This window comes from Marinobacterium sp. NO-S09, assembly GCF_059179545.1.
The window spans coordinates 1039554-1053892 of sequence record NZ_CP168954.1; the positions used below are offsets into that span (position 1 = coordinate 1039554).

The 14339-nt window shown below is 55.6% G+C and carries 13 protein-coding genes; 6 read left to right on the forward strand and 7 right to left on the reverse strand.

Going from position 1 to position 14339, the window contains the following annotated elements; all coding sequences use genetic code 11:
- Positions 1-24: 24 nt before the first annotated feature.
- Positions 25-1935 (reverse strand): beta-ketoacyl synthase, encoded by a 1911-nt coding sequence (locus O3C79_RS04945; protein ID WP_494385041.1) that lies wholly within the window; start codon positions 1933-1935, stop codon positions 25-27.
- Positions 1936-2138: 203 nt separating this feature from the next.
- On the opposite strand from O3C79_RS04945, the gene O3C79_RS04950 reads away from it, so the two are divergent.
- Positions 2139-2795, forward strand: a complete 657-nt coding sequence (locus O3C79_RS04950) for a YiaD family glycine zipper/OmpA-like lipoprotein (RefSeq protein WP_494385042.1) — start codon at positions 2139-2141, stop codon at positions 2793-2795.
- A gap of 54 nt (positions 2796-2849) precedes the next feature.
- On the opposite strand, the gene zapB is transcribed toward O3C79_RS04950, so the two are convergent.
- Both zapB and O3C79_RS04960 read right to left on the reverse strand, forming a co-directional pair.
- Positions 2850-3044: a cell division protein ZapB gene (zapB, locus tag O3C79_RS04955; RefSeq protein WP_494385043.1), complete on the reverse strand. Its 195-nt coding sequence runs from the start codon at positions 3042-3044 to the stop codon at positions 2850-2852.
- Positions 3045-3092: 48 nt separating this feature from the next.
- The gene (locus O3C79_RS04960) at positions 3093-4319 is read right to left on the reverse strand and encodes a flagellar assembly protein T N-terminal domain-containing protein (RefSeq protein WP_494385044.1); all 1227 of its coding nucleotides are present in this window, start codon (positions 4317-4319) and stop codon (positions 3093-3095) included.
- On the opposite strand from O3C79_RS04960, the gene O3C79_RS04965 reads away from it, so the two are divergent.
- On the forward strand, positions 4306-5826 hold the full coding sequence (locus tag O3C79_RS04965; RefSeq protein ID WP_494385045.1) for a penicillin-binding protein activator: 1521 nt from the start codon (positions 4306-4308) through the stop codon (positions 5824-5826). The genes O3C79_RS04960 and O3C79_RS04965 overlap by 14 nt on opposite strands.
- Here the strand turns inward: O3C79_RS04965 and O3C79_RS04970 are convergent.
- The 4 genes from O3C79_RS04970 to map form a co-directional block, all read right to left on the reverse strand.
- Positions 5820-6779, reverse strand: a complete 960-nt coding sequence (locus O3C79_RS04970) for a LysM peptidoglycan-binding domain-containing protein (RefSeq protein ID WP_494385046.1) — start codon at positions 6777-6779, stop codon at positions 5820-5822. The genes O3C79_RS04965 and O3C79_RS04970 overlap by 7 nt on opposite strands.
- Positions 6780-6824: 45 nt before the next feature.
- Positions 6825-7343 carry an LPP20 family lipoprotein gene (locus O3C79_RS04975; RefSeq protein ID WP_494385047.1) on the reverse strand — a complete coding sequence of 173 codons (519 nt, stop codon included), beginning with the start codon at positions 7341-7343 and terminating at the stop codon, positions 6825-6827.
- Positions 7344-7453: 110 nt separating this feature from the next.
- Positions 7454-10147, reverse strand: coding sequence for a [protein-PII] uridylyltransferase (locus O3C79_RS04980; RefSeq protein ID WP_494385048.1), 2694 nt, complete (start codon positions 10145-10147; stop codon positions 7454-7456).
- An 18-nt stretch (positions 10148-10165) separates the two neighbouring features.
- A complete protein-coding gene (gene map / locus O3C79_RS04985) occupies positions 10166-10939 on the reverse strand; it encodes a type I methionyl aminopeptidase (RefSeq protein ID WP_494385049.1) in 774 nt (257 codons plus the stop codon).
- Positions 10940-11218: 279 nt separating this feature from the next.
- Here map and rpsB point away from each other — a divergent pair, with 279 nt between their 5' ends.
- From rpsB to frr, 4 genes are all read left to right on the forward strand, one after another.
- Positions 11219-11956, forward strand: coding sequence for a 30S ribosomal protein S2 (gene rpsB / locus O3C79_RS04990; protein WP_010323543.1), 738 nt, complete (start codon positions 11219-11221; stop codon positions 11954-11956).
- 104 nt (positions 11957-12060) lie between these two features.
- Positions 12061-12921 (forward strand): translation elongation factor Ts, encoded by an 861-nt coding sequence (tsf, locus tag O3C79_RS04995; RefSeq protein WP_494385050.1) that lies wholly within the window; start codon positions 12061-12063, stop codon positions 12919-12921.
- Between the two features lie 90 nt (positions 12922-13011).
- Positions 13012-13770 (forward strand): UMP kinase, encoded by a 759-nt coding sequence (gene pyrH, locus O3C79_RS05000; RefSeq protein ID WP_010323541.1) that lies wholly within the window; start codon positions 13012-13014, stop codon positions 13768-13770.
- Positions 13763-14320 carry a ribosome recycling factor gene (frr, locus tag O3C79_RS05005; RefSeq protein ID WP_494385051.1) on the forward strand — a complete coding sequence of 186 codons (558 nt, stop codon included), beginning with the start codon at positions 13763-13765 and terminating at the stop codon, positions 14318-14320. The genes pyrH and frr overlap by 8 nt, the downstream gene beginning before the upstream one ends.
- The last annotated feature ends 19 nt before the right edge of the window (positions 14321-14339 follow it).

Here is a 14339-nt window from a genome sequence, read left to right on the forward strand (position 1 = left end):
AAGCAGGCCCCTTTGTACTAGGTATCAGCAAAAATCCTTGTAGGGATTATTCACCTTGAGCGAGATCGGCTTGGCGTAGCCTGGCAGGCAGATCTCATCGGCACTGATCTGCAGGTCTTCACCTGTGAGTACATTGTGATCGTAACGGTAGATCGGGCGTGCCAGACCATTGACGGCAGACTGGTTATAGGCCTCGGCCTGCTCGCGCACCTGCTCACGGCGCTGGCGCCAGCTGTTCATGGCGGCTTCGCCATGACGGCGCGTCAGCATCTGTTCGACCACATGCGGTGCCAGTACCGCGGCGCTGGCATTGTTGCCACCAAAACCCTTGGCATTGATCAGGACCGAGTCCATACCTTCGGTACCCACCTCCAGGTGTTGTAGCGGCAGGTTCAGGTTGGAGCTGTGCACATCGTCGGCGATCGCCGGAGTTGTAGTCAGACCGGGCACGATACCGTGTTTCCACACGCCCAAGGAGGCAAACAGCTGGTCACCACCGGCGGTTCCCTGGGAGTGGCCCAGGTAAGCCTTAACGGCGCTGGTGGTCCAGGCGGGAATATCAAATGCCTTGGCGGTCTCATTGATGACATGGGATTCCGTCACCCGGTTCTGCGGGGTGCTGGTGCCATGTGCCTGAACGAAACTGCGCTGGCGCAGGGATTCTTCACCCAGCAGGTCGCCGACCAGAGACGCGGCTTTGCCCAGTGTCATGTAGTTGCCGACACCTGGTGCCGAGATCGATTTCTTGTGGCCGTCTGCATGAACGAATACATCAGCAACTGCGCCATGAATATCGGCGCCCAGCTCCAGGGCCAGGGTATCGCTCATCAACACCAGGAACTGGCTGGACTCACCGATGGTGAAACCGCAGTTCTGACCGAAGGGACGGCAGGCCTGACGATAATTTTGCTCTGCCAGCTCGGCAAGGTCGTCCAGTGCCATCAGCTGTTTGTCTTCCGCCAGTGCACCCATGGCTCGGAAGCCTTCAATGATTTCCGGGGTAACCGGAGCATCACTGCCGCCGACCAGTACCAGCTGACACTGGCCACTGCGAATGGCTTCCACACCGTTTTTCAAGTTGTACAGGAAGGTTGCGCAGGCGCCCAATGCACCGCCGGTGGTGCCGACATTGCCCAGCAGGTAGGCATTGATGAAATCAGCCGGCATCTGCGCGTAGCCCAGCGGCATCTGCTTGGAAGAGGTGCGTTTGCCCAGTGCCGGGAATTTGGTCAGGCCACCAAAGCCCAGGTCATCCAGCTGGCCGATCGAGTTGCTGGCAAACACGCCAATCTGATCAGGTGCCAAGCGGTTGGCCAGTTCATCGTAATCGATGCCCACCGAGCGCAGAGCATCGGATGCAGCGTATACAGCCATCTGCAGGCCACGTGGATGGTTACGGGACTGGTACAGTTTGCCCGGTTCGAACCCTGTTGGCAGCATGCCGGCGCTTTGTACCAGCGCGGTTTTGGTATCCGGGAAAATCAGGTCGCAATTACCATCGATGGTCACTTCCGATTGGCCGGAACCCAGGTCCTGAACCTGCCAATTGGAGGGGATCACCTGCGGCAGCTGGCGATTGCGTAAACGGAATGTGATGGCCTGATCGGCGGGCTTGGCGGTCGCGGGGCGGTTGAACAGTACCGCATTAACATCAAACCAGTCGGCATGGATGCGTCGGATCAGTGTCTGGTTGCAGACCTGCTGCTCCACGGCCGCGGCCAGAGCGTCTTTTTCCAGCAGGGCTTCACCCAGCAGGAAACGGCCGCTATCGTCACGGCTGGCTGTTCCGGTCAGCGTCGCCAGATCGACCAGAGTTTCCTGGCGGCTGGCCGAATCGAGCTGATCCAGAACCAGGCGACGGTAGCCTTGATGAAAGGATGTACGACCAGCAGGGCTGATACCACCAAAACCGACAATGACAGGCAGTTGTGACAAAAGAAACTCCTCGGAGTGGTGACGCGATGACAGTAAAGGATAACAGCGCATTTTATCGCCTGAGGTCATCACTGGCCAGCTTTGTGGCGGTCTTCAGGACCATAAATCAACTCTGCTTTTAACGCTCAGTTCAGCTAAGCTAAGGTACATAGTCGGGCGCAGAGCTCCCGAGAACGGAGCGCTCAAGCATTCAAGGAGATAACATGAAAAAGCTCATTCTTGCGACGGCAGTGGCCGCCATGACGCTGGGAGGCTGTACTACGCTGGACCCTTATACTCAGGAGTCCAAAACCGCCAACGCCACCAAAGGTGCAGGAATCGGCGCACTGGCTGGCGCAGTGATTGGTGCGGCAGCCAATGATAGTAATCGTGGTCGTGGTGCACTGGCTGGTGCCGCAATTGGTGGTGCTGTCGGCGGTGGTATCGGTTACTACATGGACCAGCAGGAGATGCTGCTGCGCCAGGAGCTGGAGGGCACCGGTGTTCGGGTTGAGCGTGTCGGCGACAGTATCCGGCTGATCATGCCGGGCAATATTACCTTTGCTACCGATAGTGATCGTGTCGATCCTGGTTTCTACTCGGTACTGGACTCGGTGGGTAAGGTGCTGATGAAATTCGAAAAGACGCAGGTGGCAGTGGAGGGCTTCACCGATTCTACTGGGTCATTTGAATACAATCAGGGGCTGTCCGAACGTCGAGCCAACAGTGTGGCACGCTATCTGAACTCGGTGGGCGTAAACAGTTTGCGTCTGGAAGCACGTGGCTATGGAGAGCGCTATCCGATTGCCAGTAACGAAACAGCAACCGGGCGCGCGCAGAATCGTCGGGTAGAAATCAAAATACGTGGCAGCCGTTCCTGATCGACGGAGGGGCTTGCAAGGATGGGCACCTGCGCAGGCGGGTGCCCGAAGACATCACAGGTTGGCGCTGTCCTGCAGGCGGTCAAACTTGCCCAGCATGCGTTTCAGCTGATCTTCAGTTTGCGACTGCTCCTGTTCCAGAGAGGCCTTGTTTTCCCGCAGCTCACTGACTTCAAGTCGCAGCAGTTCGACCTCTTCGATCAATCCTTCAATTTTCCCTTCCAGTTCCTTAAAGAGTTCGCTCTGCATGGAATCAATGCTCCTTTCGTATCGGACAAAAGGGCAAGCCTAAGCGGCCTAATGCGCAATTACAATATCGTCGCGTTGAATGTTGATGCCGGCGGCCGGTAATTCCAGCAGACCGCGCCCCAAGTGCGGCTGAAGTGTCTCCAGAGTCAGGCTATAGCCGGTATTTTCAAGCTCTGAGCGTGTCTCGCCATCGAGGCCGTAATGTGTGAATCGACGGTATACACTGAGGCGGTCGCCTGTCTGCAGGCCGTCCAGGCTACCGGCATTAATCCAGACCTGGCGGTCACGTGTCTGGGTGATACGGGCTCTGAATGGTTCACAGGTCAGTTGCAGCTGAATATCGTTACTGAGCGAACGAATCAGGGCGCGTACCTGTTTGCCGAAGGGCTGCTGCCAGAACTCGGGTGTGCCAAATCCCACCTTGGTGTGCATGTCGGCAGTCCAATCGGCGGTCAGGTGATAGCGCTGCTGATGCTGCAGGGCGCCGGTAAATGCGTCGTGGATGAAAAGCTCAAGCACCAGGTCGCGCTTGGCATAGCCCTCATCAAAGTAGTCGACCTGACGGTAGATATCAGTCAGAACATTGGGAGAGCGGGGCTCGGCGCCATGGTGCGGAGTCATTTTGCGGATCACGCCGCTGACCAGGTACTGAACATTGTGCTGCTCTGATCGATCCAGCAAGGTGGTCAGCGTCCCTTCGGGCAGGATGCGGACCGGCGCCCGCTGAGGATCGCCGATGATGTTCAGCTCACCCACGTCGAGTGCATTGAACGTGCTGCTGCGTCTCAGCTCATAGGAAAGCAGAGTGGCAAGGCCCTGTTGGATATCCTGCAGGTAACCGTAACTGGCATCCTGAGGGCGTTGCAGCGGGAAATGGGTCACAGCCAGGGATTTGCTGTAGCCAAGTGTAGCCTGGTGGTCGCTGCAGCCTTCGGCAATATCCACTTCAGCGATGATGGTAATGCTAATCTGGCCAGCATCGACCTGTTCATTGATCACGCGTACATTGTTTACTTGGCCCTGACTGCGCAGACGAATGTTGTCAATGATCAAGACGCCGTCGCGGGCCTGTCGTGTCGAGCTGAGCCATGAGGAGGCTCTCATGGAAGCTTGTTCCATGGCCCTTTGCAGAGCTTGTTGTCTGGACCACCCCGGGTCGGTATCGGAATAGGGCGCTTGTCCGGTTGCTTCGACGGTAACAGCGGCAGCGAACCCCGGGAGCATCAATAAAAGGAACAGTAAGCAGTAGTGCAGGGCCTTGATGGGCTGGTTCATGCGATCAGGCTCGGTTGGAAAACAGGGCTTGTTTGATTGTAGCGAGGAAGACGCGGTAGTAACAGCTATGGAAATGAATGTTGCCAGAGGGTTTGGTTGGTGGTTGTCAGTCTGGATGAGCCTGCTCTTGTGCTCAGGCTTGGCTTCGGCTTCATCTGATGAGCAGCGCCTTAGAAATCTTATTAATGCTCAGGCAGGCCAGGTAACGGGCACTGAGTTTGAACACATCTGGCGTCAAGTACAGTCTCTGTCGACAACCGAGTTGATCATGTTGAGCCAGGCTGCTGGCAACAACTATTTTGAACAAGGCTGGTTTGAGTTAGCTCGAAATTACCGGTTGGGTGGCAGTGATGGGCGCTCGGAGCGTTTGGCTCAATGGCAGAAGGAATGGTTTCATCATCCTGCAGTTGTCTGGCTTGATCGGCTCACAGACCGGCTTGCCGGCCTTCAGCCTGTTCCTGACAATGTTAAGCGAATGGGAGTGCTGCTTCCCCTGAGTGGACCTTTTGAAACACAGGGGCGGGAGGTACTCAACGGTATCCAGACTGCATTGTCCTGGGATCGGCAGCGTGGGTTTGCAGTGCCCGAACTGGTGGTGTTTGACAGTAATGAAGTGGCAGATCCAAACGACTTTATCGCTAGAAGGGGGCAGGAGTACGGACTGGATCTAATGCTCGGCCCGTTGAAGTCGAAGCTGACAACAAGGTTGGATCGTACTCTGGCGACACCTGTGTTGGCTTTGAACCGCGCTGGTGGTGGTCGTTTCAACGGTTATCAGCTGGACTTGGCCTCAGATCAGGAACTGCACCAGCTCGTTCAACTCATGCAGCAAGAAGGACGGAAGCGCGTGCTTGTACTCGCGCCTGCGCGGGAAAGCTGGGTCGTGTCTTTAATGCTTTCGCTGCAGCAGCAGTTGAGTCTAGCGTCTATTCAGACGCTGGGCGTAATTCGCTACGGGGGGGATATTTCCACTCTTAAACTCCAGCTGGGAGAGTGGCTGGGTATCAGGTCGAGCCAGCAGCGAGCCAACGCGCTGACCTCATTGCTCGGTGAAGAGGCCAGTTTTCTTCCGCGCCGGCGCCAGGACATTGACTCGGTGCTGTTGATTGCCAGGCCACAACAGGCGCGCCTCATTAAGCCCATGCTGGACTATCATCAGGCATCCAATGTGTCGGTATATGCCAGTGCGCATGTGTATTCTGGCTCTCCGAATCCTCGATTGGATACCGACCTCAATGGAGTTGTATTTTGCGATATGCCTTGGCGTTTGAGGCGTCGAGAAGGGCCGGAGTCTTCCAGTGTGTTCTTTGCTTTGGGAATGGATGCTGGCTCGGTGTACCGTGCCTTGCCGCGCATGGGAGCAGGGGTCGCGGGCTATTTTGAAGGCGAAACAGGCAATTTAAGACTGCCTTCAGGTCACAGGCTGGAGCGCGCACTGCTCTGTGCACGTTTTAAACAGGGGGAACCAAGGCCATTTATCTGGGGTGATGGGCGCAGCCTTCAGTGAAGGCGGTCACCAACAGCAGGTACACGCTGGGCGCTCAATACCAGGGCCCAGCTGGCATTGGTGCTGGTGTTGACGACCATGGCCCAGCCGGCAGCCTTGCCGGGGAACTCTTGAGTATCACCTGAGCTGTTCGTCACCGGGTTTCGCTGATGCAGGCGTAACAAGTGCCCGCTTTGCAGGCCTTGAGCTGTTCCCTGATTCAGCAACAGCACGATGCCTTCGGGTTGCTCGTATAGCACTTTAGTTATCTGTGCGTTGGCATCCTGTTCGGGATGAGAAGGCTTCAGACGACCGTCAATCGGGTGGTGCGGCAGTAATACAGCGTTTTCCTGTGGCCGGGTCTGGCTTGCAACCATTCGAAACCCCGCCATGCCATTGCGTTCAGTGGCTACCCGTGCCTGGCCGATATGAATGAGTTCTATTGCCTGGATTGTGGCAGGCTCAAGGCTGGGCTGAAATACATCGAAAAGGCCTAAGCTCAGTGGCTGCCCTTGCAGGTTATTGGCATAAATATGGACGCCGTCCTGCTCGTTGCGCACCGCATATGCCTGTATTGGCTTAGAGTCGTTATCCAGCAACTGGAATCGAGCCTGAACCTTGGCGACTCGACCGCTGGCAATCATCTCCTCAGCCATGAGCTGAGCTGCACTGGTTTTGTCGTCTGCGGTCGTGCGGGACATGACCGGGGCAGGCATTGTGTGTGTGTTGGCAGAGACTGTCTCGCCGTTTTCGGGGATTTGCAGTCGCATACCGACCGAAAGTTGTTCCGGTTGGCGAATCTTGGGGTTGAGTGCCCACACCTCGCGCCAACGAGAGGCTGCGCCAAGCTTGTTGGCGGCAATGGAGGACAGGCTGTCACCGGGTTTTACAGTGTAGCTTTGTGAAGCGACAACAGGTTGCGTAGCGAGTCCGAGTGTGAGCAGCAGAGCCAAGCAATGGCGAGTTTTCAGCATACCAGTACCTTGATACCTGTTGCCGGCACGAAAGCCGGGCTGGAATCAGTAGCGAGGTGCAAATGCATTGGGGTGGCTGTAGGCGCCGCCCTGGGGCAGGCTGTCGCCGCGAGCTTTGCGGTAGCGTTCTTCCTCGAGCATTCGGCGCATTTCGCTGCGGCTGATTTTCAGGGACATGGTCGTAATCGCCATGCCATCTGCTTCAAATTCCTGATCCGTGATCGTTGCGCCCTGAACAAAGCTGTTCAGATAGGTACGCAGGCGGTCTCGATCGGCAATAAAGTCATCGGTGCGTGTATCGCCGATGATCTGCAGGCCGGCAACCTGCTCTGCAATCTTGCGGTAAGCGTCAACTTCAGAAGCGCGCAGTGCCATTAAGCGACGCTGAGCCAGGTTGTCGAAGGTGCTTTTGGGCGCGCCATAGCCGGTGACATTGATTACCTGAATGTCGCTCAGCTGTGAGTCTGCATAGGATGAGGGGCTGGAGTGATAATTTTGTGGTGCGCAGCCACCGATCAGCAAGGCAGCGCCTGCGGCGATGGAAAACTTCAATAGATTATTCATAAGCCACACTTTCCTTTTCGACATCTGAGACGGCCAAACCCGTTAAGGCCCTAGGCTCTTATCGGTCAATGGCAGCGCAACTTTAGCAAAAAAGCGACGCTGGCGCTGATTCAATGCACATGCTGATCCAGTTGCTGGCAAATCGCCTGTTGCAGTTCCCGGCACAGTTCAGGGTCGCTGATGGGCTGGTTCTGGCTATCGGTGATGAAGAAGAAGTCTTCCACGCGCTCGCCGATACTGGAGATTTTTGCCTTGCGCACCGAGATGTCGAATTCGACAAAGATGCGGCCAATGCGGGCCAGCAGGCCCGGGCGGTCGGGGGTTATAATCTCCAGAACAGTCTGCTGCACGACCGGGTCATTGCTGATGGTCATGCGCGTCGGCGTTGTGAACAGTTTGAGCTGGCGTGGCACTCGGCGCTGGATGATGTCCGGGTAGTCCTCGGGGTCATCCAGTTCTTCGGTCAAATGCTGCTGGATATGGGCCAAATACTCGGGGTTCTCTGACAGTGGCTGGTTATCGTCAGTAAGAACCGTGTAGGTGTTCAGGGTGCGGCCATGGTCGGTCAGGATGATGCGCGCATCCTGGATGTTGAGGTTGAGTTGATCCATGGCGGCCACGGTGGCCGGAAACAGGGTCGGCAGATCCTCACTGTAAATGAAGATCTCGGTAGCGCCCTCAAACACCCGGTAAGATGTCTTGCGAATCAGCACCAGGGGCAGCGGGTTGTCGCCGTGCTCGATGATGGCGCGGGTGTGCCAGGCGATGTTGTGTGCATCTTCGCGCAGGAAGTAGTCATCGCCCAGAAGTTTCCAGTAATCCAGCACTTCCTGTTCAGGGACGCCCTTGCGAGACAGCAGCAGCATGGCTTCATGCTGTACCTGCTCGATACGGTCTTCCTTGTTGACCGGGTTCTCCAGTCCGCGGCGCAGAGCGCGTTTGGTATCCATGTAGAGCTGGCGCAACAGGGTGGCGCGCCAGTTGTTCCACAGCGTGTTGTTGGTGGCGTTGATGTCAGCCACGGTCAGCACATACAGGTAATCCAGATGAACCAGATCGCGTACATCCATGGCGAAGTCGTGAATGACTTCAGGGTCGGAAATATCACGGCGCTGGGCGGTCATCGACATTTTCAAGTGGTTGCGTACCAGCCAGGACACCAGATGTGTATCCCACTTGCCCAGGTGGTGGCGGCGACAGAAGCTGATCACGTCCTCTGCACCCAGCTCGGAATGGTCACCGCCGCGGCCCTTGGCGATATCGTGGTACAAGCCGGCAATGTAAAGCAGCTCGATTTTGGGCAACTGGTTGACGATGCGGTGGGCGATGGCGAACTGCTCGCGGTACTCACGATGACGGAACTGACGCATCTTCTGAATGACCTTCAGGGTGTGCGCGTCCACGGTATAGATGTGGAAGAGGTCGTGCTGCATCTGGCCGACAATTTTGCCGAACTCCGGCAGGTAGCGGCCCAGAATACCGTAGCGGTTCATGCGTTTGAGCTCGGTCGATACACCTTCCGGTGAGCGCAGCAGCTCCATGAACAGCGAGGTGTTACGGATGTCGTTGCGGAAATCGTCGTCGATCAGGTGTCGATGATCCCGTACCAGGCGGATCGTTGAGGCCCGCACACCCTTGATCTCCGGGTGCTGTGCCATCAGCACGAACAGCTCCATGATGGCAAAGGGGTGGTGTTCAAACACCTTGTCATACACGGTTTCCAGGAAGTCATTGCGTACCTGAAAACGGTTATTCAGAGGGCGAATGCTCTGTTCATCATCCACGCGCAGAATGGCTTCGTCGAAATGCTGCAGCAGCATGTCATTGAATTCGGACATGGCCATGGCGACGCGGTAGTACTTGCTCATGAACTGCTCGACCGCCAATGAGCCTTCCTGGTCTTCGTAGCCGAAGTAGGCCGCGAGTGTGCGCTGGTGATCGAACAGCAGGCGGTCTTCGCGGCGGCCACACAGCATGTGCAGTGCGTAGCGGACGGTCCAGAGGTAGAGTTCGCCCTTGTTCAGGGTATCCAGCTCGGACTCGGTCACAAAACCGTGATCCACCAGGTCGCGAATATAGGTTGCACCGAAATGTCGTTTGGCGACCCAGCCGACGGTCTGAATATCCCTCAGGCCCCCCGGGGAGGTTTTAAGGTTGGGCTCAAGGTTGTACTCGGTGTTGTTGGTCTTTTCGTGACGCTCTTTCTGCTCGGCCAGCTTGGCCTTGAAGAACTCCTTGTCGGTCCATGCGCCTTCAGAAGTCACGCGTTCGTACATCTCGGCCTGTAGTTCAGGGTCACCGGCCAGGGTGCGGGACTCGATCAGATTGGTGGCGATGGTGATATCGTTGCGGGCTTCGTCGTAGCACTCTTTCAGGGTACGTACGCTGGAGCCCAGATCCAGGTTGATGTCCCAAAGCAGTGTCAGGAAACCGCTGATGCTGTCATGCCAGTTCTGAGGATCAACTTCGTTGAACAGCAGCAGGATATCTACATCGGAAAACGGGTGCAGTTCGCCGCGGCCATAACCGCCCACCGCAACCAGTGATGCCTGATTGTCGGCTGGCCAGTCGAACTCATTCCAGGCCAGGTTGAGGATACAGTCCAGAATCCAAGCGCGGCCATAGATAAGACGGCGAATGTCTTCGCCGGCCTTGAAGGCTTCGTCCAGGCGCGCCTGGGAGTCCTTGAGTGCCTGCTTGAGTATTTTGATGACCGGCTGCTCACCGGACTTGAGCTGAAGCTCCAGCTGGGCTGGATCGAACATTTCGGGGATAGCTGCAAGGGAGTGAGCAGGAAGGGTCATGGCAGATACTCGTATAAATCAGGCGGATTTTTCTTCGTTACGCAGAGTCAGGATCTCGTAGCCGTCAGCGGTGACCAGAACCGTGTGCTCCCACTGGGCTGACAGGCGGCGGTCCGATGTTTCCACGGTCCAGCCGTCACGCTTGTTCAGTTTTACCTGACGCTTGCCGGCGTTGATCATCGGCTCAATGGTGAAAATCATGCCTTCCTTGAGTTCTTCACCGGTGCCAGCCTTGCCGTAATGCAGTACCTGAGGGTCTTCGTGGAATTCGCTGCCGATACCGTGGCCGCAGTATTCACGTACCACAGAATAATGCATGCTTTCGGCGTACTTCTGAATCACTTCACCGATATCGCCCAGGCGAGCACCCGGTTTAACCAGTTCGATACCTTTCAGCATGCACTCGCGTGTCACTTCGCACAGGCGCTGGGCGTGTGGAGCAACATCGCCGACGTAGAACATCTTGCTGGTGTCGCCGTGGTAGCCATCCTTGATGACGGTGATATCGATGTTGATGATATCGCCACTCTTCATTTTTTTGTCGTTGGGGATGCCGTGGCAGACCACCTGGTTGATTGAGGTGCAGATGGACTTGGGGAAGCCGTGGTAGTTAAGCGGTGCCGGAATGGCTTTCTGTTCGTTGACTATATAGTCATGGCAGATCTGGTTCAGCTCGTTGGTCGTGACACCCGGTTTTACGTGCGGTTCGATCATTTCCAGAACCTCGGCAGCCAGACGGCCTGCGACTCGCATTTTTTCGATCTCTTCGGGGGTCTTGATTTTGATAGTCATAACGTCTCGCGTGTTGGCAGAGAAGGGGGTGCGCAGCTGTAACTTGAGCCGCCCTTTTGATATTGGCCAATATTGTACCCAAAGCCCGGGCATAGCGCCAAAGAGTACTTCAAATACAGAGTCGTCTATGCTATAAATCGCGCTCCCGAAAGAGGTGCTCCGGCATTTCTGAATTTAATCAACAAAACACACACATATCGACACATCCGTTCTGGGTGCCGCTTTGCGGTGGGGCGATGGGATATGTGGAGGTTATAACCCGTCAGAGGATTTACCACAATGGCAAAAGTATCTATGCGCGACCTGCTGAAGGCAGGTGTACACTTCGGTCACCAGACTCGTTACTGGAACCCGAAAATGTCCAAATTCATCTTCGGCGCGCGTAACAAGATCCATATCATCAACCTGGAGCACACTCTGCCGGCGCTGAACAACGCGCTGGACGTAATCCAGGGTATGGCCAGCAACAAGAACAAGATCCTGTTTGTCGGCACCAAGCGTGCTGCAAGCAAAGTGATCAAAGAGGAAGCCTCTCGTGCAGGCATGCCTTACGTTAACCACCGCTGGTTGGGTGGTATGCTGACCAACTACAAGACTATCCGTCAGTCTATCCGTCGTCTGCGTGACCTGGAAACCCAGGCTCAGGACGGTACTTTCGAGAAGCTGACCAAGAAAGAAGCCCTGATGCGTACCCGCGAAATGGAAAAGCTGGAGCTGTCCATCGGTGGTATCAAGGACATGGGTGGTCTGCCTGACGCACTGTTCGTCATCGACGTTGAACACGAGCGCATCGCTATCAACGAAGCCAACAAGCTGGGTATCCCGGTTATTGGTGTTGTTGATACCAACAGCAACCCGGATGGCATCGACCACGTAATCCCGGGTAACGACGACGCTCTGCGTGCGATCCAGATCTACGCGAAGTCCGTTGCTGATGCCTGTGCTGAAGGCGCGTCTGCTAACGCTGGCGAAAAAGGCGAATTTGTTGAAGTCGACGCTGAAGCTGCTGCTCAGTAATCGACCTGACAACTTGAGTCGCTAGTGTGACTGGATATTGAAAGGGGAGCCCTGGCTCCCCTTTTTTGGATTTAATACAAGCGAATTATAGAGAGGAATGCGACATGGCAAATATCTCTGCGAAGATGGTTAAGGAACTGCGCGAGCGTACCGGCCTGGGCATGATGGAGTGCAAAAAAGCACTGGTTGAAGCTGAAGGCGACATCGAGAAAGCGATCGATGATCTGCGTAAAGCGTCTGGCATGAAGGCTGCCAAGAAGGCTGGCCGTACCGCTGCTGATGGCGTTGTAGCTGTTAAAGTGGCTGACGACAACACCTACGCTCTGGCGGTTGAAGTTAACTCCGAGACTGACTTCGTTGCGCGTGACGACAACTTCCTGAACTTTGTTAACACTGTTCTGGAAAAGGCGTTCGCCGACAAGCAGGCTGATGTTGCTGCCCTGATGGAAGGCGAGCTGGAATCTGCGCGTGAAGCACTGGTTCAGAAGATCGGCGAAAACATCAGCGTGCGTCGCATCATGCTGGTAGAAGGCGATGTTGTTGATGCGTACGTTCACAGCAACAACCGTCTGGCTGCTCTGGTTGCACTGAAAGGCGGTAACGCTGAAGCAGCGCGTGACGTTGCCATGCACGTTACAGCTGTTAACCCGCGTGTTGCTCGTCCGGAAGATATGCCGGAAGAAGAACTGCAGCGCGAAAAAGAAATCATCATGGCCCAGCCTGACATGGAAGGTAAGCCGGATGAGATCAAAGAAAAAATGGCTGGCGGTCGTATCAAGAAGTTCCTGGCTGAAAACAGCCTGGTTGAGCAGCCGTTCGTTAAAAACCCGGACCAGACTGTTGGCCAGATGGTCAAGGAAGCTGGTGCTGAGGTTGTATCCTTTATCCGCGTAGAAGTGGGTGAAGGCATCGAAGTTGAAGAAAAAGACTTCGCTACTGAAGTTGCTGAACAGCTGAAAGGCTAATTCGCAACCTCCCTTCGGCCGGACGCTCTCGCGTCTGGCCGTTCGCTTTCCTGCTACACTTTTGCCATTTCATCCGCGCGGAGACTGAACATGCCTGCCACTGATAAACAATCTTCCCGATACAAGCGTCTGCTGCTGAAATTGAGCGGTGAAGCCTTGATGGGCGATGAAAATTTTGGCATCGATCCCAAGGTGCTTAACCGTATGGCGCTCGAAATCGGGCAGCTTGTGGGCATTGGGGTCCAGGTGGGTATCGTGATTGGCGGGGGTAACCTCTTCCGTGGTGCGGCGCTGAGTGCGGCCGGCCTCGATCGAGTGACCGGCGACCATATGGGTATGCTGGCGACAGTTATGAACGCCCTGGCCATGCGTGATGCGCTGGAACGCTGTAATATTGCGACGCGTGTCATGTCAGCTATTCCGATGAGCGGGGTGGTTGATCAGTATGACCGCCGCAACGCTCTGCGTTATCTTAGTCAGGGCGATGTGGTGATTTTTTCGGCGGGAACCGGTAATCCGTTCTTCACAACAGACTCTGCTGCCTGTTTGCGCGGCATCGAGATTGAAGCGGATGCGGTTCTCAAGGCCACCAAAGTGGATGGTGTCTACACGGCAGACCCGATGAAAGACCCTGAAGCGACGCGTTACACGCACCTGAGCTTCGATGAAGTGCTGGAAAAGCAGCTGGGTGTGATGGATATGACGGCCATTTGCCTGACGCGAGACCATGACATGCCGGTGCGTGTGTTCAACATGAACAAGCCCGGTGCTCTGGTTAATCTCGTGGTAGGTGGTGATGAAGGAACACTGATTGATAGCGGCTCGACTGCTGGAGAAAACGATGATTAATGAGATTACAAGTGATGCGGAAAGCCGCATGCAGAAAAGTGTCGAATCCCTGGTAGAACAATTCAAGAAGATTCGTACCGGGCGTGCCCATCCGAGTCTGCTGGATTCGATCACTGTTTCCTACTATGGCTCTGATGTGCCGATTCAGCAGGTTGCCAATGTGTCGGTTGAAGACGCGCGTACCCTGACCATCATTCCCTGGGAAAAGCAGGTCGCCAGCGACATCGAGAAGGCGATTATGAAGTCTGACCTGGGTCTTAACCCGAGCTCGGCCGGTGATGTGATTCGTGTTCCCATGCCGCCGCTGACCGAAGAAACCCGCAAGGGCTACATCCGTCAGGCACGCACCGAAGCTGAAAACGCACGTGTCGCAATCCGTAACATCCGTCGTGATGCCAACGGTGACATCAAGGATCTCCTGAAAGAAAAAGAGATCTCTGAAGATGACAGCCGTCGTGGCGAGGATCAGGTCCAGAAACTGACCGACAAGTACGTGGCCGAGGCTGACAGCCTGCTGGCGCTGAAAGAAAAGGACCTGATGGAAATCTAAACGGACAGGCGGGGCGTGC